Origin of the sequence: Dawidia cretensis (assembly GCF_018598175.1) — a bacterium.
In the GTDB taxonomy this organism is placed as follows: domain Bacteria; phylum Bacteroidota; class Bacteroidia; order Cytophagales; family Cyclobacteriaceae; genus Ohtaekwangia; species Ohtaekwangia cretensis.
In genome coordinates, this window is sequence record NZ_JAHESE010000035.1 from 1 (window position 1) to 19,044 (window position 19,044).

The window sequence follows — 19,044 nt, forward strand, 5'->3', positions numbered from 1 at the left end:
AAGCTGCCGTTGGCGGCCTGGCTGTTCAGCGCCCAATCGATCCACTTTTGCGCGCGTTGTTTTAGCTCGGCGTCGTGCAGGGAATATGCGAGTCCGATCAGCCCCCGCAAATAATAGGTAGGGCGCTCCCAGTCAGAGTCGGGCGCTTTGCCGCCCAGCCAGGCGGCGTCTGATTTCAGCTCGGAATAAATCGCTTCGGAATGACCCGTCAGGCCGTTCTTTTGCAGTGTTAATTGCGTCGCCAGCCACCCCTTGGGGGTAATGCTACCCAACGGTAGGGCTATGAATGGCGTGGGTTGCAGGGGCGTCCGGTTGGAAACATAGTTCGCGTTTTGGGCGTGCGCCGCGTACAGCCACAGGCAGGCCCCGGCCAGCAGGACAATGGTCTTCGGTCTCATGATGTGTGTTTTGTCTTGCTAGTTTACAATTTTATTTCACAAGACAGAAAGCGAAAACAGTGTGCGTGTGGAGTGTGAGCGCGAATAAAGGCATTTCGACGCACAACACTAGGCAAAATAACGTTGCATGGAATCGTGCAGGATGGGTTTTACGTCCTCAAACAGGTTCTGTGTGTTGATATAGCCATAGAAGGCATCGAAGGGGATTGCCTCCAGGCGTGCGTGGATGCGGCGCATTTCTTTTACGGGTAGCGGTATTTTGTTGGGATAGCTGCGCTGCACCGAGAAATGTTTTTTGCTGGGCGACAGGAACAGGGTATCGCCGCATAAAATGCTGCCCTGCGGTGATAGGAACGGTATGTGCAACAGGCTGCTTCCTTCGAAGTGGCCGCCGATGAGGAATAACTTCATGCCATTCCAGAGCGCAAGCTCATCGCCTTCCCAAAGTTGAATATGCGGTCCTTGTTGCACGATGTGCATGGCGTCGTGCCGGTGGATGTATACCGGGCATTGAAACACGTCGGCCCAGTCGTTCATGTTGCTATAATAATGCGGGTGCGAGAAGGCAATGGCCTGCAAACCGCCGTGCGCCTGAATGAAGGCGACGGTGGCTTCGTCGAGTAGGGGAATACAATCCCACAGGATATTGCCATGTTCCGAGAGTACCAACAGCGCCCGCTGGCCGATTGCAAAGGTGGGATTGACTTCCAGCTGGTACAGATTTTCGCGAAGCCTGGTCACTTTCATGCTATGCTTGTGGTGTAATTCTTCAGTGGTCGTCCAGCGTTGGCCGCCGTCGGGAATATACTGACGCTCTTCGTTGCAGATGGTGCAAAGCGTCGGCACGTTGTCATTCGGATAATAGGTGCCGCAGGTGCTGCACACGGTTTGGGGGGTCATGGCTTAGCGGGTTAAAAGTTGGTCGATGCTCCAGGGAAAGTCTTTCAGGCTGGATAGCAGGAGCGCTGCTGCCGAAAATACAAAGACGCTGTAGTCCAGCGGCTCTTTGAGGCCGAACGACCAGGCCATTGACAACGCGAAGAAGATTGTTAATGTGGCGCTGCCGAGGGCGGCCCAGGCTGTTTGATAGCCGACAAACAGGAGGATGGCCAGGACGACTTCCAGCGTGGTGGCCGCGACGGCCAGGAACGGGATCCAGCCGGCGGGTGCCCAGGAGCACGTTTGGGCGGTGTAGTCCAGAAAGCCTTTCCAGCCACTCGAGCGTGCGCCCCACAGGCCGAGCCGCGAGGCCACGGCAGAAAGGAACGTAGCCGATAATGCCAGGCGTAAGAGAAGTTGTTGCATAGGATTTTCGTTTGAATGTTACGCCTCAAAACTATATGTTTACTGGATGAGCGAAATAATCCAGTTTTAATAAATTACCTCATCCAGCTATGAAACTGTTACAGGAACTGATTGAGATTGATGCGACATCGTCGGTGCCGGTATACCTGCAAATCAGCAATGCGATCATTGCCGGTATCCGGCAGGGTAAATTACGGAAGGGTTTAAAGCTGCCCGGCACGCGGGAGCTGGGTGCCTTGCTGGAGGTCAATCGCATGACGGTCGTTGCCGCATTTCAGGAGCTCGACGCGCAAGGCTGGATCGAGCTGCGCGCGCGCCAGGGCACCTTTGTCAAGGCGGTACCGCCGTTGTTGGCGCCGTTGCGGATCATGCGACAAACAACGCCTGCCGGCTTTTCCGAAACAGTGGGATTTAGCTATGACAAAAAACGTATCCTTCCCGTCGCGACATCCGATTTCCAATCTACCCATAGATTGGTATTCAACGATGGCTTCCCCGACATCCGGCTGGCGCCTATTCAAGAGCTTGGGGCTGCTATTCGCAATCTCTCCCGCCGCAGCGTTAATCGGAAGTACCTGCAATACGGTGGCGCGCAGGGCACGTTATTGCTGCGACAAACGCTGGCGGAGCTTTTATGCGATACGCGCGGCCTGGCGGTGACACCGGAGAATATACTCATCACCAAAGGCGCCCAGATGGGGATTTTTGTGGCGGGCTCGGTGATCTTAAAGCCCGGTGATGAGGTCATTGTCGGCAAACCCGGCTACAACATGGCGGACATTACCTTCCGGCAACTGGGTGCGCGGCTGAACGAGGTCTCCGTCGACGGCGATGGGATCGATACGGCCAAAGTAGAACAGCTGTGTAAGAAGAAAAAGATCCGGTTGCTTTATGTCATTCCTCATCATCACAACCCCACCACGGTAACGCTGTCGCCTGAACGGCGGATGCATTTGCTGCACCTGGCGGCGCAGTATAAATTTGCTATCCTGGAAGACGATTATGATTACGACTTTCATTATGCCAGCCGTCCCATTATGCCGATGGCCAGTCATGACAGCCGGGGCAATGTAGTCTACGTCGGTACCCTGACCAAGACGTTTGCACCTGCCGTGCGGTTCGGCTTTATCGTGGCGCCGGCGGACTTTATTCAAACCGCTACTTACTTCCGCAAGACGGTCGATACGCAGGGGGATAGTTTTATGGAGCATGCCATTGCCGAGCTATACCGCGATGGTACGCTGACGCGGCACATCAAGAAATCGGTGAAGCTGTACCGCGAGCGACGGGACCATTTCTGTGATTTGCTGAAGGCCGAGTTGCCGGGGCACCTTGATTTTACGATTCCTGACGGGGGGATGTCTGTGTGGGCGCGGTTTCGCGCTGATTTGAAGAAGGTGTCGCCCCGGGCTTTCGAGAAGGGACTTGTTATTAAAGATGGGACGAGCTATGATTCTGGCAGGGCTAAGTATAATGCCGTGCGACTGGGGTTTGCTTCGCTCGATCTGAAAGAGCAGGAGCAGGCTGTGGGGATTTTGAAGGGAATATTGGGAACAGTATGAGTGTGAGAGCGAGCGCAATGATTTTTTCGGGACTGTTGCCGGGTGGGTATATGATTACGAGCTTTCTCGGCAGTCTGAAGACTGTCATTGGAATAGGTCCAAGTCGCCTCCATTCGGTCGGAAGACTTGAACCAGATGCGCGTGTGTCGTGGCATGAGTATTAGCCTGTTTCGGGTGGAGACTTGGGCCTGTCAGGGTGCCAGTCTCTGACCGGTGTGGATTGCCGTCCGCGCGGTATGCCTGCGCGGTCGACAGGCTGCCGGAAGAATCTTTGCAAAAAAGTCATCGGCCGCGGTGTGCGACGTTTCTTTATTTTGCGGACCACCCGGGTGGGTACTATTTCTGCACCCACCAATGTCAGGGCGTGAAAAGCTTTATTCGTGAGCGGATAGAAGCATCCATTGGTCTCCTGCATAAATTCAATTCCCAGCACGTGCAGTCGCAATGTTCCTGGTTCGTAGGCCAACGTGTTTGTGAGGGATATATTCATGGGAGTTTTGCCCTTTGCGGGAAACGCTTCACTGGTCGTTGTCTGGACTGCATGGTTGCCGGTTGCAGGATCGATATAGGCCACGCTGCTGACCACACGATAATGGGATGCACTTTTTGGAGCATAGAGATGATGCGCGGGAATAACGTCGGTAAACGACGTGACCGTGGTGTTGCGATCTTTACCCGGCATTACTGAATACGGTGTGCGCAGGAGCTTGCTAAAAGAAGTTCCTTTATTGAACTCGACACCTAGTAGGGGTGTGATGTCGCCGTGCAGAATGGAGCGTTTTCCAGGTATGTGCGTGGCGTCTGTGCGAATAGCAGTCGTTACTGCGCTTGTTAGCCGGCTTGTCATATGGCGATCTGCCACGGACGCGTAGACTGCCCTGAATGCCGCACGGATGGATTTTACCAACGCGGCGCCGTGGGCAAAGTCGCTATTGTTTTCGCGCACGCGTGCAAATGCGGCGTCCATGCGGATACGCTCGGCGTTCACCGAGGTCTTCCGACGTCTTAGGGGACCAAATTTTGGATGTATATAGCATACATCTTCACCTATCGGACCTTCCAAAATAATGATGCCTGTCTGTTTTGCCATGCGTGTCCCCCTCGTTTAGCGTTATACGGCTAATGTCGGAAAAGAAGGAGGACGTGTCAACCGTATTATTCAGGTTAGGAATGTTTTACGAGTGAATTGTATGTTTTTGGACGTATTTGTATTTCGTTCTGCAGAAATTATAGATAACGGACTCGATGGGCGGAAATTTTGTAGCGATGGGATAAGTATGTAATAGCTTTGGTATGCTCTATGTACGGCTATGGTATAGCTTTGATACGGGTATGATGGTCTTTTAAGGCTGGGTGATCAGCTTTTTCCGGTGGTTGTACCCCCAGAGGATCATCTCATCCACGAGTTCATTACTGAAATGTTGTCCGGGCACTTACGTGAGCAAGGCGTGGCAAATGTTACTGTCAATACCATGCACCCGGGCGCGGTAGCAACGGCTTTGGCCTGCAGAGCGACTTAGGCCGCGTGTTAAATACATTGGTAAAGGTAGCGCGGTTGTTTTTCCGGACGCCGGAGAAAGGGGCGGAGACGTTGGTGTACCTGGCAGCCGATGCCGCCGTGAAAGGCGTAAGCGGGAAATATTTTATTGACTTGAAGCCCGCGTTAGTTAGTAGAAAGTACGACTCCATAGAGAATCGAAAAAAGGTTTGGGATTACTGCGTGCGCGTGATTGCAACGGTGGAAGCGGTACGAGCTGACGGTTCGTCTACAGCGTATGAATATAGCCCCGTGTGACAAGGTCTTCGTGATCTTTTATGGCAAACGTACGCCCATCGGATAAAATATAGAGATGATCCGCCACGGATAATACCTGGCGATAAAGATGGTCGGTCAGAATAATACCTTTCCGTTCTTTCGCTTTTGTCAATACGTGCCGGAGTATATCCACATGCACGGGCATCACGCCGGTGAAGGGTTCATCCAATAAGCAAAAGGTAGCCCGGGAATGCAGGACCATCATGGCTTCGATGATGCGGCGGTAGCCGCCGGAGAGCTCGCGGGACCGGAGCGACAAAAACTGTTCTGCTTCGGGAAAGTATTCCAGGATGTGCCGCGGGTCGACATCAAATAGCCGGAGCGCCTGCCGGAGCTGAATGTTCGCGGGGATCAGATCCTCTTGCGGCAGGTATGCAATGATCTGTTTCTTCATATAGTCGCCGGCGAGGTATTGCCCGTTGATGCGTACCGACCGGACGGGTACCGGGAGGCTGCCAAATACTACCTTTAGCAAGCTGGACTTGCCACAACCATTGCGTCCCAGTATACCCGTGATATTGCCTACCGGGCATTTCATGTAGATACCCGAGAGAATCCTTTGCGGCCCATAGCTTAGCTCGATGCCATCGAATTCTAACAGATCGTTCATACGAACTGTGCGGTTAGGATGATGAGAAGAAGCCAAATGCTCAGATCAAATAATGCGGTAAGCGTATATAATCGGGGTGTTGAGTACCCCAGGTTGTGAAAGAAATAGAGTCGCCCGGCGTGAGAGAGGTGAAACAAGGCACCGAGCAGCGGAATGGTAAAGACCTTTAACCAGAACAGCGCCAATCCGTAAAAGCCCGACCCGTTGTCGAGGATTATGTAACAACTAAAAAGATTGACGGCGGTTGAAGGGTACAGAAAGTTTCGGTAGAAGGTAAAGATGGCAAGCATGGCGGATGAAAGGCAAAGTATATGCCAATTTATGGTATGGTTCCACCAGGCTTTTATGGATCGCGGAATTATAGCATATTAGGACAAATTTAGACGCCACCACGATGCCACTCACCAGAAGGCTTTTTTTGCACCAGGCAACCCTGGCCACTGCAGCACTGCCCTTGCCGCGCCATTTTTTTAGTGACACTATACCCGTGGGCGATGGCCAGTCGTTTACCGTGTTGTTCCAGGGCGATTCTATTACGGATGGCAACCGTGGGCGTACAGACGACCCGAATCATATCATGGGCCATGGCTATGCATTCAGCATTGCCAGCCGCCTGGGCGCCGATCATCCCGAACGAAATCTCACGTTTATCAACAAGGGTATCAGTGGTAACACCATTACCGACCTGGCCGCGCGCTGGGAGGCGGAGGCACTGGCCCTTAAACCTGACGTGGTGAGCATTCTCATTGGTGTGAACGATGTATTCTTTGCCTTGCGGAATCAGCAGGACCCCGAAGGTAGCAGCTTTGGCGAGCGCTATTCAACGCTGCTCACCGCAACACAGCAGGCATTGCCCAACGCCGTGTTGGTGCTGGGAGAACCGTTTATACTACCCATAGGCCCGGTTAAAGAAAATCTGTCGGCGTGGCAGCCTGCGGTCGCGAAACGCCAAACAGTTGTACGCAATCTTGCGAAGCGCTTTAACGCCGTGTTTGTAGGCTATCAGCAGGTGTTCCAGGACGCTTGTAAAATGGCGCCGGCCGACTATTGGATCTGGGATGGTATACATCCGACGGTGCCCGGACATGAGCTGATGGCGCGTGCGTGGCTGCGGCAAGTGGGAAAGCGGGTGCCCCAGCTTCGATAACGAAGTGCGAATGCCCTAAATTGGCCTGGCGTGCGCGAAGATGACAGTACAGGCTATGAAAGTTCGGCGATCTTCTTATTTTGCGATACTACAACAACATAATTGATGAGATACCAGACGAAGTATGTATGGGTAGCTATGTGCTGCCTGACGTGGGGGTTGATCTCCTGCGACAAATCCAAATCTACAACACCCGCGGACGGCGCGACCGCACAATTTACCAGCGCCCATGCACCGGCCTATCCGTTGGTGACGATCGATCCGTATACCAGTGCCTGGTCGATGGCCGACAATCTGTATGATGACGCCGTGCGCCACTGGACCGGCGAAATCCACGCGTTAACCGGCGCCGTGCGCGTAGACGGTACGGTATATCGCTTTCTGGGCAAGGAAAAATATCCCTTAAAAGCCCTCGTTCCCATGGCGAAAGATCAGGCCTGGGAAGGCCAGTACACCACAAAAGCTCCTGCTGCCGGCTGGGAAAAACCCGAGTATAAACCGACGGGTGCGTGGAAAAGCGGTAAAGCGGCCTTTGGCACAAAGGATTTTAATTCCAGCGTCACTGTTTGGGACGCAGACGACATTTGGGTGCGGCGTACGTTTACGCTGTCCGAGATCGATTCGGCTGTATACCTGATCTATTCACACGACGACAATTTCGAATTGTATCTCAATGGCCAGGAGATTGTTAATACCGGCGCCGCCGCGCGCATGGACGTGCTGTTAAAGATCGACGCATCGTTGCTGCGTAAAGACGGCCCCAACATCCTTGCCGGCCATTGCAAAGACACCGGTGGCCTGGCGTATCTTGATTTTGGCCTGTATACCAATTCAGCGCAACCGGAAGTATTTAAACAAACTGCGAAACAGGATGGCGTTGCCGTGTCGGCCACCCAAACCCGCTATGACTTTACCTGCGGCGGGGTAGGACTGGAAGTGACATTCCGCTCGCCGCTGCTGCCCACCGACCTCAACCTGCTGTCGCGTCCGATCAGCTTCGTCGACTACAGCGTGACGTCGAACGATGGCCAGGAACACGCCGTGGAAGTATATTTTGAAATGACGCCGAGCTGGGCCGTGAATAGCCTAAATCAGGAGGTTGTCGTAACGGAGGGTAAAGCCGGCAATGTAGCGTATCTGCGTGCGGGCACCACCGAACAACCGGTATTAAAGCGCAAGGGCGACAATGTGCGTATAGACTGGGGGTATGCTTACCTCGTATCGCCACAGCCGGAACAAACGAAACTGGGCATTGGCACGTCGGCTGTCGCCGCGAAAGAGCAATTTAGTAACAACGGAGACCTGGCGGCCAGCGCCGGCGAGACCAAGGCCAAGCTGACCGATAGCACGCCGGCCATGAGCTATGTACACAATCTGGGTAAGGTAGGTTCCAAGGCATCTTCGGGTTACATCATGATTGCGTACGACGACGTATCGTCCATTCAATACTTTGGCGACAACCGTCCGGCCTGGTGGAAACAAACGAAAAACGCCACTATCGATGACATCCTGAACGAAGCACAAGCCGATTACCAGGAGGTAAAGGAGAAGTGTAATGCATTCGATAAACAAGTATACGCGGAGACGCTGCAAGCAGGTGGTAAGCAATATGCCGACATTTGTGTACTGGCTTTCCGCCAGTCCATTGCGGCGCACAAGCTGACCCAGGACTCCGTTGGCAACATCCTCTTTCTTTCGAAAGAGAATTTCAGCAACGGCTCGATCGGTACGGTAGACGTGACATATCCTTCTGCCCCGCTGTTCCTGAAATATAATCCTGAGCTGCTCAAGGGCATGATGAACCCGATCTTTTATTACTCCGAAAGCGGCAAGTGGAAGAAGCCCTTCGCGGCGCACGATGTCGGTACGTACCCGCTGGCCAACGGTCAGACCTATGGCGAAGATATGCCGGTGGAAGAGTGCGGTAACATGCTCGTGCTGACAGGCGCTATTGCCAAGCGTGAGGGCAATGCCAACTACGCGAAGGCGCACTGGAAGGTGCTTACGACCTGGGCGGGTTATTTGCGTGAGAATGGTCTTGATCCGGCAAACCAGCTTTGTACGGACGACTTCGCCGGTCACCTGGCGCATAATACTAACCTGTCGATCAAAGCTATTATGGGCATTGCCTCTTACGGTATGCTGGCAGAGATGCTGAACAAGCAGGATACGGCCAAGCTGTACAAAGAAGAAGCTGCGCGTATGGCGGAAGAGTGGGTGAAGATGGCGAATGACGGCGATCATTACCGCCTCACATTCGACCAGCCCGGTACCTGGAGCCAGAAGTATAACATGGTGTGGGATAAGCTGCTTGGCTTCAATATTTTCCCGAAGGAAGTGGCTGAACGCGAGTTGAAATATTATCTCACGAAGCAGAATACGTATGGTTTGCCGCTTGACAGCCGTCGTACGTATACTAAATCCGATTGGATTGTTTGGACGGCAACGCTGGCGAATGACAGCACGACGTTTAAGAAGATTATTGATCCGCTTTATACGTATGTGACGGGGACGCCTACGCGTGTGCCGATGTCGGATTGGTATGAGACTACTGATGGGAAGCAGGTGGGCTTTCAGGCTCGCTCTGTTGTAGGGGGGTACTTTATTAAATTGCTGGAGGAGGCGCCGAAGGTTAATCAGTAAGGATAGAGATATATAGTTAAAAGGCCATCTCCGGTGTGGGATGGCCTTTTGTTTTTTATGGGGTTCCTCGCCAGTCTGAAGACTGGCATCGGCGGGGGGCCAAGTCGCCCTCCCTTCGGTCGGAAGACTTGAACCAGGTGCTCGTTGTTATTGTGGGATGTCGTTTTTGTTGGTTCCCCATTTGGAGGGGGTTTTGCCCATGTAGATTTTTAGGGTGCCGCCTGCTGTGAGGTCTGTGTGGCGGATGAACGATTTTGTGTAGGCTTTGCCGTTCAGTTCCATTTTTTGGATATAGATGTTCTCGGCGCTGTTGCCGACAACGTCGAGGGTGAAGGGTTTGCCGGATGTTTGGATGATGGCGTGGTCTACTAATGGCGAACCGAATACGTACTGGCCATCGGCTGGATTTACGGAATAGAAGCCCAGCGCTGATAGTATATACCAGGCTGACATCTGGCCTACGTCTTCGTTGCCACAGAGGCCGTCGGGTTTAGATGTATAGAATGTGCTGGTGATTTTGCGAATGAGGGGTGCGGTCTTGTAGGGTACCCCGGCGTAGGCATATAAATATGTAGTATGATGGCCTGGTTCGTTGCCGTGCGCGTACTGGCCAATCAGGCCGCTGATGTCGGGTGAGCTGCCGTGGCCGAGGTCTGAGGCGATTGTGAATAGCGAGTCAAGCTTGCTCAGGAATGCTTCCCGACTGCCGAAGAGCTTAATGAGTCCGGGGGCGTCGTGCGATACGAGCCAGGTATACTGCCAGGCGTTTCCTTCGGCGTAGTCGTCTTCGCGGTGTTTAGACGCGATGGGGTCGAAGGGTGTGCGCCATTGGCCATTGCTGAGCTTGCCGCGCATAAACCGTGTTTTCGGATCGAAGTATTGGGTGTAGAGTTTCGCGCGCTTCGAGAAATATTCGTAGTCTTCCTTTTTGCCCAACGCCTTGGCCATACGGGCAATGCAGGCATCATCGATGGCATATTCCAGGCCTTTGGCCACGGACTCGACCATGCTGTCTGCCGGAATGTAGCGAAGCTTTTGTACGTAGTTGATGCCTTCTGTCTTTTGCATCGCCGACTGTTTTACGGCTTCGTATGCCAGGTTCACGTCAAAGCCGCGGTAGCCTTTCAGGTAGGCGTCGACAATGACGGGCACGGCGTGGTAGCCAAGCATGGTGTTTGTCTCGCTGCCCATCAGGTGCCATACCGGCAGTTTGCCTTGTTGTTGATAGATGGCGAGGAAGGTGTTGATGATATCCGGCACGCGGTCGCCGTGCACCAGGGTATACAGCGGGTGATACGCGCGGTAGGTGTCCCAGAGCGAGAAGGTGGTATAGTTTGTGAAGGGTGCTTTTGTATATACTTTTTTGTCGGTTCCGCGGTAGTCGCCGTTGACATCGTTAAAGAGCGACGGGGCGATCATGGTGTGGTATAGGGCGGTATAAAACACCTTTTTGGTTTCCTCCGGGCCTTTGATGCGCACTTTGCTCAGCTCGTTGTTCCACTGTGTGTCGGCAGCTTTTGCGGTGGCCGTAAAGTCCCATCCCGGTAGCTCCGATTCGATGTTTTGCAGGGCGTTTTCGAAGCTCACCGGCGAGAGGCCGACTTTGATCTTCAGGACTTCGCCCGGTATATCGCGGAAGCTCAGCACTGCCTGAATGCGTTTGCCTTTTGTTTCCGGTTTGTTGCCCGCGGCCACGGCGCTGTCGTATAACGCGACCGATGCGACGGGGTGGGAGAGCTTAATCGCAAAGTATTGGCGTTGGTCGGAAGACCAGCCTTTTGAAAAACGATAACCAACAAGCGTCTTATCGTCCACCTGGCGGATGTAGGCTTCTACCGGCGCATCCCAACCAATGCCTTCGATGAGGTCGACAAGCACGTGGGGTTTCTCATAGGGCTTTTTAAATGTATACTGGTGAAAGCCTACACGCGCGGTGGTCGTGAGCTCGGCCTGAATGTTGTATTTGTCCAGGAGTACTTTATAGTAGCCCGGGCGGGCGATTTCGTTTGCGTGTGAGAATGTGGACAGGTAGCCTTCGTTCGGATTTTCTTTTGTGCCTTTTGCTAACACGGGTGCGCCGGTACCGGGCATGATGACGATGTCGTTCAGGTCACCGATACCCGTACCGCTCAGGTGGGTGTGGGCAAAGCCGATGATGGTGTTGCTGGAGTAGTTGTAGCCGCTGCACCAGTCCCAACCCTCGAAGATGTTGACAGGCCCGAGCTGGGCGGCGCCAAAGGGTACGTTTGCCCCCACAAATACGTGGCCGTGGCCGGCCGAGCCGATCAACGGGTTAACGTACGGCGTGAGCGGCTCTTGCGCGTGGGCGCCCGTAAAAAATATGAAACATACGAAAGTGAAAATGGAAATTCTGGTCATGACCCTGCACGTTTAAACTGTTCCCTACTGAAATAATGAGGCCCCGAGCCCTTTCTGAGTAGGGGCTCGGGGCGTAGAAAAACGGCCTTAGCGATACGCTAAAAGGGTTTAGCTACGGTGTCAAAAGTAGCCAGGGGAACGTTCAGATGCAACCCCGCTCATCAATCTTACGCGGGTTGGCTCAGGCCGCGCCGTTGCAGGCCTGCCATTGCCGCTACCCAGGCTGCCACGCCCAGAATGAGCAGGTTTCCGACCAGGGAAAGCGCAACAGGTTGTAAAACGACCACCAGGATGCTAACCAGTACCCACGATACGTCCAGCACAATAATGAGGCGCACCAGTCCGGGGGCCTGCGGCTGTCGCAACGCCGCAACGATGACCAGCGCAGCGAACGCTACCAGAAAAAGACCTACTTCAACAAAAGGGGTCGGCGTAGTTACACCAAACCAGGATGCGAATGTGCCGGCGAATACGGCTAGCAGTGCGCCGGTAGCGCCCGAGCTGATGCCATTCAGAAAAAGAACATTGCGGAGATTAAACAGGCTATTCATATGTCTATGTGTTTTTTGTTTTTGATGATTCAAAGGTATCCTACGCGCCGGGCGGGCGGCTTACCTTTATGCGCCAAGCGTTTACCATTTTACGCCACCGGGTTTGCGGGCTGTAGAAAGCCGTGTTTTTGCTTTTACCTTTACGCGTATGGAAGAACAACGCCATTCTCTATTGATGACCTTGTTGGCTTACGCCGTGCAACGCGGTGTAGCGCCAGAAGCGATTACCCAGGCAGCCCATGTGGACCTGTCTGCTATGCGAAACGGTACGGCTACCATCACCTCCCGGCAATATGACGATCTGTGGTTTCATGCAGCACAGTTGTGCCAGGACCCGCTCTTTGGATTGCACTTCGGCGAGTCCATTCAATTGACAGCTTTGGGTATCGTGGGACAGATCATACAGACCAGCCGTACGGTGGGCGAGGCGTTGACAACGGTGGCGCCGCTTACGGCGTTGGTGACGGATCAATATACCGTCGAGATCAAGCGGACGCGTGCGGCGTTTACTACCAGTCTGAAACCTGTTGCGCCGGTAAAAGAGCTTTCGCCGGCGACGCGGCATTTGCGCGACTTTTTAACGGTGTTTATGATTCACGAGCTCGATGGCTTGCTGCTGAAGAAGGTGCAGCCGCTTACGGCTACTTTTCCCGACGCTGTTGCGCCGGCAAGCGAATACACTCGCGTGCTTCGCTGTGCGCCTACGAGAAAGGCTGGGCCGTGTACGATTACTTTTGATGCTCATTACTGGGACGAGCCTATCATTACGGCGAACTATGCGTTGCAGCAAATACTGTTACAGCGTGTTGCTGGTCTCACTACGGTGTTGCCTACAGTCGCTCCGGGATTCAAAGATCGTGTGTTGACTTGTTTGGAGGGACATAGTTATCTGGGGATACTCACGCTTGAGGATGTTGCGGCTAATTTCAATATGAGTCCGCGGAGCTTGCAACGGCGATTGCAAGAGGAGCACGTTTCTTTTCAACAGCTTGCGGATGATGTGCGGAAGTCGCTGGCGCTGCGGTATCTTTCAACGCGTAGTCATCCTGTTAAGGAGGTTTCTGCTATTCTTGGGTATAATGAGCTTAGCGCTTTTAGCCGGGCGTTTAAGCGCTGGACGGGGAAGACTCCGATTGAATACCAGGCTTAAAAAAAGAGGCTGTTGTGGGGAACAGCCTCTCTTCGTGTGTCGCTGCCATGCGTAGTATTTCGCGCCAGCAACGATGATGTTTAATAATTCTGATTCTGTGTCAGCGTAGCCTTACCGTTTACCTGACTATTTAATATTTCCTGTAGCGGAATCGGAAAATACTCGTGCTTATTCGGCACAAATCGTGCTTCTCTTAAATAGGTTCGCTTTGTTTTTTCCACCTCGTAGTATGCATTCAGTGTTTGATCCGCGATCTTCCAACGCACGAGATCAAACCGCCGATGGCCTTCCATGGCAAACTCCAGGCGTTGTTCAAATTGTACAGCTTTTAGCGCCAGATCGGCATCGGTCCAGGGATCGGTATATTCGTTAATGACATAGTTGGCGGCGGGTGTTCCATCCGCATTTTTTACCCAGCCGTCGGGATTTGCGGCACGGGCTCGCACCTGATTCACATACCCCCGGGCTGTTTCCAGGTCAGCTTGCCGCACGGCAATCTCTGCCAGCCAGAGCAACACATGCGCATAGCGGATCATGCGATAATTATTGGCGTTCAGACGTGGGTTGCCAACGAAGGTAGCGGTACCAACGTCCGAGCGATACATTACGTGCTTCTTGGGTGAATAGGGGCCGGCGTACGCCTGATCACGCACATAGGTCTTGCCGGGGTGAACACCCCAATCGAGGTATGGTATGCCGCGTCGACCGACGGTCCAGTCGAGGCGGGGGTCGAGGGTACCGGTGTACGGTGTAAACTCGCCGGTTACCTCGATGCCCTGATCGTTCTTAACATCTTCGTCGTTAAATGTATCGAGCAACGGCAAGCCGTCGTCGTCGGTCTTAAACGCATTGACCAGGTTCTGCGAGGGTTGGAAGAAACCGCAGCATGTCGTTACACCACCACCGCCGTAGGGGTAGTTGAGCGTAGATCCGATGTTTCCATTTTCACCATTGGGCGCGCCGTCGTTCACGGAGTATTGTACTTCAAAAATCGACTCCAGGTTGTTGTTGGTCACCGTGCGGAAATTATCGTGGAAGCGGGGAACGAGCTCGTATTGGTGGCTGTCAACAATCGCCTCCAGTAATATTTTGGCCTCCGGATATTTTTCCTGAAACAGGTAGGCTTTTGCCAGTGTCGCGGCCGCGGCCCATTTGGTCGCGCGGCCCCGTTGGCGCTGGGTTGCCGGCAGTGTGTTATATGCGGCCAGCAGGTCCTCTTCAATGCGGGGCCAGATATCTTTGTCATTGGGCACTTTATAGCTTTCCAGGTCGGTTGGATTGTACATGGTTTCGTCGATATAGGGTATCATGTCGAACATCTTTTTAAGCTCGAAGTGATAATGGCCACGGAGGAATCGTGCTTCGGCTACCAGTTGCGTCCGCTGGTCTTCGGTAATGTTTTCGGTAATCTGGGGTAACAGTTGCAGCAAGTCGTTGCACCGGGCGATGCCGTCGTACATACCCCGCCATTTGCCCCGGAAGTATATATTGTCCGGGGAGATGTCGGCTTGCTCGATTTGCGAGATGGGCGGCTGGTCACCTGAAATTGTGCCTTTATAAGCGTCGTCGGAGGCTACGCTGCCATACACCCAGTTGTCGGCACCGACCTGGTAAGAGCGATAGGCGCCTTCGGTGGTGGCCCAGCCGTCGAGTAACGAGTAGGCTGCGGTCAGCAAGGAGTTGGCGACAGAATAACTGCGCAGGGAAGGTAAGAGCAGCGCCGCCTTCGGTTTGGTTTCGAGAAAGGAGTCTGAACAACCGCTCCACAGGCTGAGCAGTGCGATGCTACAAAGCATGATGATCTTTTTCATAGGGATCGTGATGGATCGTTTATTTGTTTTCATATCATGTAGAATTAGAAAGTGAGGTTAAGGCCAACCAGGTATTGTTTCGCAGCCGGGTATGCGCCACCGTCTACCCCCAGCTGGCGGTCTGTGCCGGACGTGTAGCTATAGGTGCCGGCCACGCGGTCGTTACCCGATACATAGTTGCGCAGGTTGATCTCGGGATCCATGCCTGAATAGTTGGTTAACGTGATCAGGTTTTGGCCCTGTACATATACCCGCACCGATGACAGCCCGATTTTCGACACGAGCGTCTGCGGCAGGGAATAGGTGAATTGGATGTTTTTAAACCGGAAGTAGGAGCCAGACTCGATATAGTATGTCGACGGTAGAATACTGACCGGGTCATTTGAGGTGAGCTGCGGCAACACGGCATCCGTTTTGCCTGGACGCCACGATTCGTATAACATCCGCTTGCTGCGGTTACCGGCGAATGTGGGGAAATCCGTCCAGTATTTGACGTAGTTAAAAATGTCGTTGCCCGCGACACCCTGTCCGAAGATCGTGAGGCCAAAGTTTTTATACCGCACATTCAGGTTGATGCCGTACGTAAAATCGGGGTGCGGGTTGCCAATGATCGTCAGGTCGCGCGCGTTGATTACGCCATCGGGAACGCCTTCGGGTCCACTGACATCGCGGAAGATAAATCGTCCTGCGCGATTTTCGTTTGCACGCAGATTATTGACGGGCGCTGCTGCAGCCTGGTCGTCGCTCTGGAAGATGCCATCGATGATATAGCCAAAGAATGATGAGATGGGGTAGTCCTGTTGCGTGACGACAAAATTTTGGATACGCTCGTCGTTTATACCAAAGTATTGTGTGTTGGCATCGCCGGTGGTTTTGGTCACGACATTGCGATAGGTGCTGAAATTACCTTCTACATCGTAGAATACTTCGCCGCCCATGGCCTGACCGTGATAAGCAATCGCCAGGTCGATACCGCGGTTTCGCATCGAGCCGATGTTGCGGAAGGGTACCGTGGCAACGCCTGCCGTGAGCGGACCGGCTACGGGGAATAGCATCTGGGATGTTACGCGGTTATACCAGTCCAGGTTGATATCGAGCTTATTCGCCAGTAGCGTGACATCCAGACCGACGTTTGTCGATGTCGTCGTCTCCCATTTGGCATCCGGGTTGCCGAACTGAGTCATTTCATACCCCGGTATTGCTGACGTGCGCGAGCCGCTCAGGTCGTAGGCCGATGTGGCGGGATTGGTGGAGTATATCGTGAACGCGTTATAATAGCCAATCTCCTGGTTGCCGGTCTGGCCCCAGCCTACACGCAGCTTGGCGCGGTCGAGCCAGGTATTCAAGCTTTGTGCGAAACGCTCTTCTGAAAATACCCACCCGGCGCTCACCGCAGGGAAATACGCCACCAGGTTGTTGGACGAGAACCGTGACGAGCGGTCGCGGCGCAGTGTGCCTTCCAGCAGGTATTTTTCCGAGAGGTTGTAGTTGATCTTGGCGAATTCTGATGCCAGGGCCCAGTCACTCGCGCCACCGTTGTTGGTCTGCGCACCCGTGCCACTACCCAGGTACCGGTTTTCGAGATCGTCGGAGTAGAAGTTCGTACGGCTTGCATCAAAGGTTTCGTAATAGTCTTTGATGGATTCCGTACCGACGATGAAGTTGATCCGGTGAATATCGTTCAGGGTAACGTTGTAGGTTAAGGTATTAAACCACGTCCAGGTCCACTCGTAGTTGTTGGTGGTCTTGAGAGAATTGGAGCCGCGCGATTCCGACGATTCGATATCCCGAATGATATAATCGCGGAAGTTAAAGGTATTGTAGTCCACACCAAAGCTGGTCTTTGCGGTGAGGTTGTCGAGAATGTCGACTTCGGCGTAGGCATTTCCAAAGAGGCGCAACTCTTTTTGAAGGTTGTCTTTGTTGCGCCAGAGGTCGGCGACGGGGTTGCGCGAGTTGTCGAGGTCGGTGCCGCGTGTACCGGCAAATGTGGTACCCGATACATCGTATACCGGCACAATGGGCTGAATGCGGAAGGCAAAGGAGGTCGGGTTGCTTTCGTTGCTGTTGCCGTTGGGTTGATTTAAACGCTGGCCAAAGGCAACCTGGAAGTTCTCACCCACCCGCACGCGTTTGTTGATGTTGAATTCGGTATTGGCGCGAAGCGAATAGCGTTTGTAGTTGGTATAGATCATGATCCCTTCCTGATTGAAGTAGTTTACCGACATGGCATACCGGCCGCTTTCATTGCCACCCGACACGCCGATCTGGTGACTTTGAATGGGCGCCGGGTCAAAGATTTCCTCCAGCCAGTCAGTTCCCTGTTTGTTTGCTTTGGTGATGAGCCACTTGTCGCGGTTAAAGGTGGCATTGTCGATGTCACGGCTGTAATTGATGTAGTTGCCATTGGCATCCTGCGCTACGCGCGGGTCGCCTTCCATGGCTCCCGCCGGGAAAATATAGTCGGGTATAACGGGGGTTGGGCCGTTGCCGAACTGTGCGTGTCGTGGGTAGCCGTTATCTTCCGATACGACACCGGCATTGATGCGCGACTCCCACGTCAGTTGCGCATATTCCTGCGTGTTGAGCAGGTCGAGCAACTTGCCCGGTCGTTGTGTGCCAATGTACATGTCGTATGTAAAGACCGGCTTGCCTACTTTACCTTTCTTGGTGGTGATGATGATAACGCCGTTGCCCGCCCGCGATCCATAGATCGATGCCGCAGAGGCATCTTTCAGAATCTGCATGGACTCGATGTCGTTGGGATTGAGCGTATTGAGGTTGCCTTTGGTGGGCACACCGTCGACGACATAGAGCGGCGAGTTGTCATTGATGGTGCCAAAGCCGCGAATACGGACCATTACACCTCCACCGGGACTGTTCTCATTGCCGACGGTTACACCGGCAACTTTTCCTTGCATGGCTTGCCCGAAGTTTGTGGAGGGAGTCGTTAGTAACCGGCTGGCATCAATGGTCGCCACGGCACCGGTGATGTCGCGCTTCGATTGGGTACCGTAGCCGGTCACCACCACTTCGGAGAGGGATACAACGTCCGGCACCAGGGATACGTTGATGATCGTTTGGTTGTTGACCGGAACCTCCTGGACGGTATAGCCGATGAAGGAGAAAACCAGTGTCGCGGTTTCCGGTGCCGAGATACGGTAGTTTCCTTCGGCATCCGAGGTGGTACCATTCGAGGTACCTTTTACCAGGACGTTTACTCCGGGCAAGGGGCTGTTGGTGTCGTCGGTTACGCGGCCCGTGATCGTGATGTCGACCGGACGCCGGGCATGAATGTGTTTAGCATTTGAAGCGGTTGTTGCCGCATGGGCAAAGGCGTGGGCCGGCAACAAGCAAAGGCCTGTCACCAGGGCCATACCGCACCAGGTGTTGTGTAGTGGTATGCGCATCGTATTTAGGGGTTATGTTGATAGAAAGATTCATAGCGGACGTAGTCAGGTATAGCAATACATATACATGTTTACCGATAGAAAAGCCCCTATAGAAAAATACCTACGGAAATACCTATCTCACGGAACAATCTTCACAGAGAGAAAGAAAAGGAAATGACAATACAATACCGTACGATATATTGATCTTATATCGTCTCGTACGAACTGCCAGAAAGCAAGCAAACAAATGGTAGCCGATAGTTTCGGCTAAACAGAAATG

General features: G+C 53.4%; 14 protein-coding genes and 1 pseudogene. 5 read left to right on the plus strand and 10 right to left on the minus strand.

The window, feature by feature from the left end:
• From KK062_RS24750 to KK062_RS24760, 3 genes and pseudogenes are all read right to left on the minus strand, one after another.
• A pseudogene (locus KK062_RS24750) lies at positions 1–398 on the minus strand (beta-L-arabinofuranosidase domain-containing protein); the annotation flags it as partial.
• 108 nt (positions 399–506) lie between these two features.
• The gene (locus KK062_RS24755) at positions 507–1,298 is read right to left on the minus strand and encodes an MBL fold metallo-hydrolase (RefSeq protein WP_254087057.1); all 792 of its coding nucleotides are present in this window, start codon (positions 1,296–1,298) and stop codon (positions 507–509) included.
• A gap of 3 nt (positions 1,299–1,301) precedes the next feature.
• The gene (locus tag KK062_RS24760; protein WP_254087058.1) at positions 1,302–1,703 is read right to left on the minus strand and encodes a DoxX family membrane protein; all 402 of its coding nucleotides are present in this window, start codon (positions 1,701–1,703) and stop codon (positions 1,302–1,304) included.
• Between the two features lie 89 nt (positions 1,704–1,792).
• Between KK062_RS24760 and pdxR the strand changes: the two genes are divergently transcribed.
• Positions 1,793–3,265, plus strand: coding sequence for a MocR-like pyridoxine biosynthesis transcription factor PdxR (gene pdxR / locus KK062_RS24765; RefSeq protein ID WP_254087059.1), 1,473 nt, complete (start codon positions 1,793–1,795; stop codon positions 3,263–3,265).
• A 160-nt stretch (positions 3,266–3,425) separates the two neighbouring features.
• On the opposite strand, the gene KK062_RS24770 is transcribed toward pdxR, so the two are convergent.
• Positions 3,426–4,355 (minus strand): hypothetical protein, encoded by a 930-nt coding sequence (locus KK062_RS24770; RefSeq protein ID WP_254087060.1) that lies wholly within the window; start codon positions 4,353–4,355, stop codon positions 3,426–3,428.
• A gap of 435 nt (positions 4,356–4,790) precedes the next feature.
• Here KK062_RS24770 and KK062_RS24775 point away from each other — a divergent pair, with 435 nt between their 5' ends.
• Entirely contained in the window at positions 4,791–5,060 is a 270-nt protein-coding gene (locus KK062_RS24775; protein WP_254087061.1) for a Rossmann-fold NAD(P)-binding domain-containing protein, read from the plus strand.
• On the opposite strand, the gene KK062_RS24780 is transcribed toward KK062_RS24775, so the two are convergent.
• Both KK062_RS24780 and KK062_RS24785 read right to left on the minus strand, forming a co-directional pair.
• Positions 5,032–5,691: an ATP-binding cassette domain-containing protein gene (locus KK062_RS24780; RefSeq protein WP_254087062.1), complete on the minus strand. Its 660-nt coding sequence runs from the start codon at positions 5,689–5,691 to the stop codon at positions 5,032–5,034. The two genes, KK062_RS24775 and KK062_RS24780, sit on opposite strands and share 29 nt — an antisense overlap.
• A complete protein-coding gene (locus tag KK062_RS24785; RefSeq protein ID WP_254087063.1) occupies positions 5,688–5,981 on the minus strand; it encodes a hypothetical protein in 294 nt (97 codons plus the stop codon). The genes KK062_RS24780 and KK062_RS24785 overlap by 4 nt, the downstream gene beginning before the upstream one ends.
• Positions 5,982–6,085: 104 nt before the next feature.
• Between KK062_RS24785 and KK062_RS24790 the strand changes: the two genes are divergently transcribed.
• Together KK062_RS24790 and KK062_RS24795 are read left to right on the plus strand one after the other, a co-directional pair.
• Positions 6,086–6,838 (plus strand): SGNH/GDSL hydrolase family protein, encoded by a 753-nt coding sequence (locus KK062_RS24790; RefSeq protein ID WP_254087064.1) that lies wholly within the window; start codon positions 6,086–6,088, stop codon positions 6,836–6,838.
• Between the two features lie 105 nt (positions 6,839–6,943).
• Complete coding sequence (locus KK062_RS24795; protein WP_254087065.1) at positions 6,944–9,481, plus strand: glutaminase family protein; 2,538 nt, start codon at positions 6,944–6,946, stop codon at positions 9,479–9,481.
• A gap of 147 nt (positions 9,482–9,628) precedes the next feature.
• On the opposite strand, the gene KK062_RS24800 is transcribed toward KK062_RS24795, so the two are convergent.
• Positions 9,629–11,860, minus strand: coding sequence for a GH92 family glycosyl hydrolase (locus tag KK062_RS24800; protein ID WP_254087066.1), 2,232 nt, complete (start codon positions 11,858–11,860; stop codon positions 9,629–9,631).
• Positions 11,861–12,027: 167 nt separating this feature from the next.
• Positions 12,028–12,411 carry a hypothetical protein gene (locus KK062_RS24805; RefSeq protein ID WP_254087067.1) on the minus strand — a complete coding sequence of 128 codons (384 nt, stop codon included), beginning with the start codon at positions 12,409–12,411 and terminating at the stop codon, positions 12,028–12,030.
• A gap of 148 nt (positions 12,412–12,559) precedes the next feature.
• Here KK062_RS24805 and KK062_RS24810 point away from each other — a divergent pair, with 148 nt between their 5' ends.
• Entirely contained in the window at positions 12,560–13,561 is a 1,002-nt protein-coding gene (locus tag KK062_RS24810) for an AraC family transcriptional regulator (RefSeq protein WP_254087068.1), read from the plus strand.
• 80 nt (positions 13,562–13,641) lie between these two features.
• Here the strand turns inward: KK062_RS24810 and KK062_RS24815 are convergent, their stop codons facing one another.
• Together KK062_RS24815 and KK062_RS24820 are read right to left on the minus strand one after the other, a co-directional pair.
• Positions 13,642–15,372, minus strand: a complete 1,731-nt coding sequence (locus tag KK062_RS24815) for a RagB/SusD family nutrient uptake outer membrane protein (protein WP_254087106.1) — start codon at positions 15,370–15,372, stop codon at positions 13,642–13,644.
• Positions 15,373–15,416: 44 nt separating this feature from the next.
• Entirely contained in the window at positions 15,417–18,782 is a 3,366-nt protein-coding gene (locus KK062_RS24820; RefSeq protein ID WP_254087069.1) for a SusC/RagA family TonB-linked outer membrane protein, read from the minus strand.
• Positions 18,783–19,044: the final 262 nt, after the last annotated feature.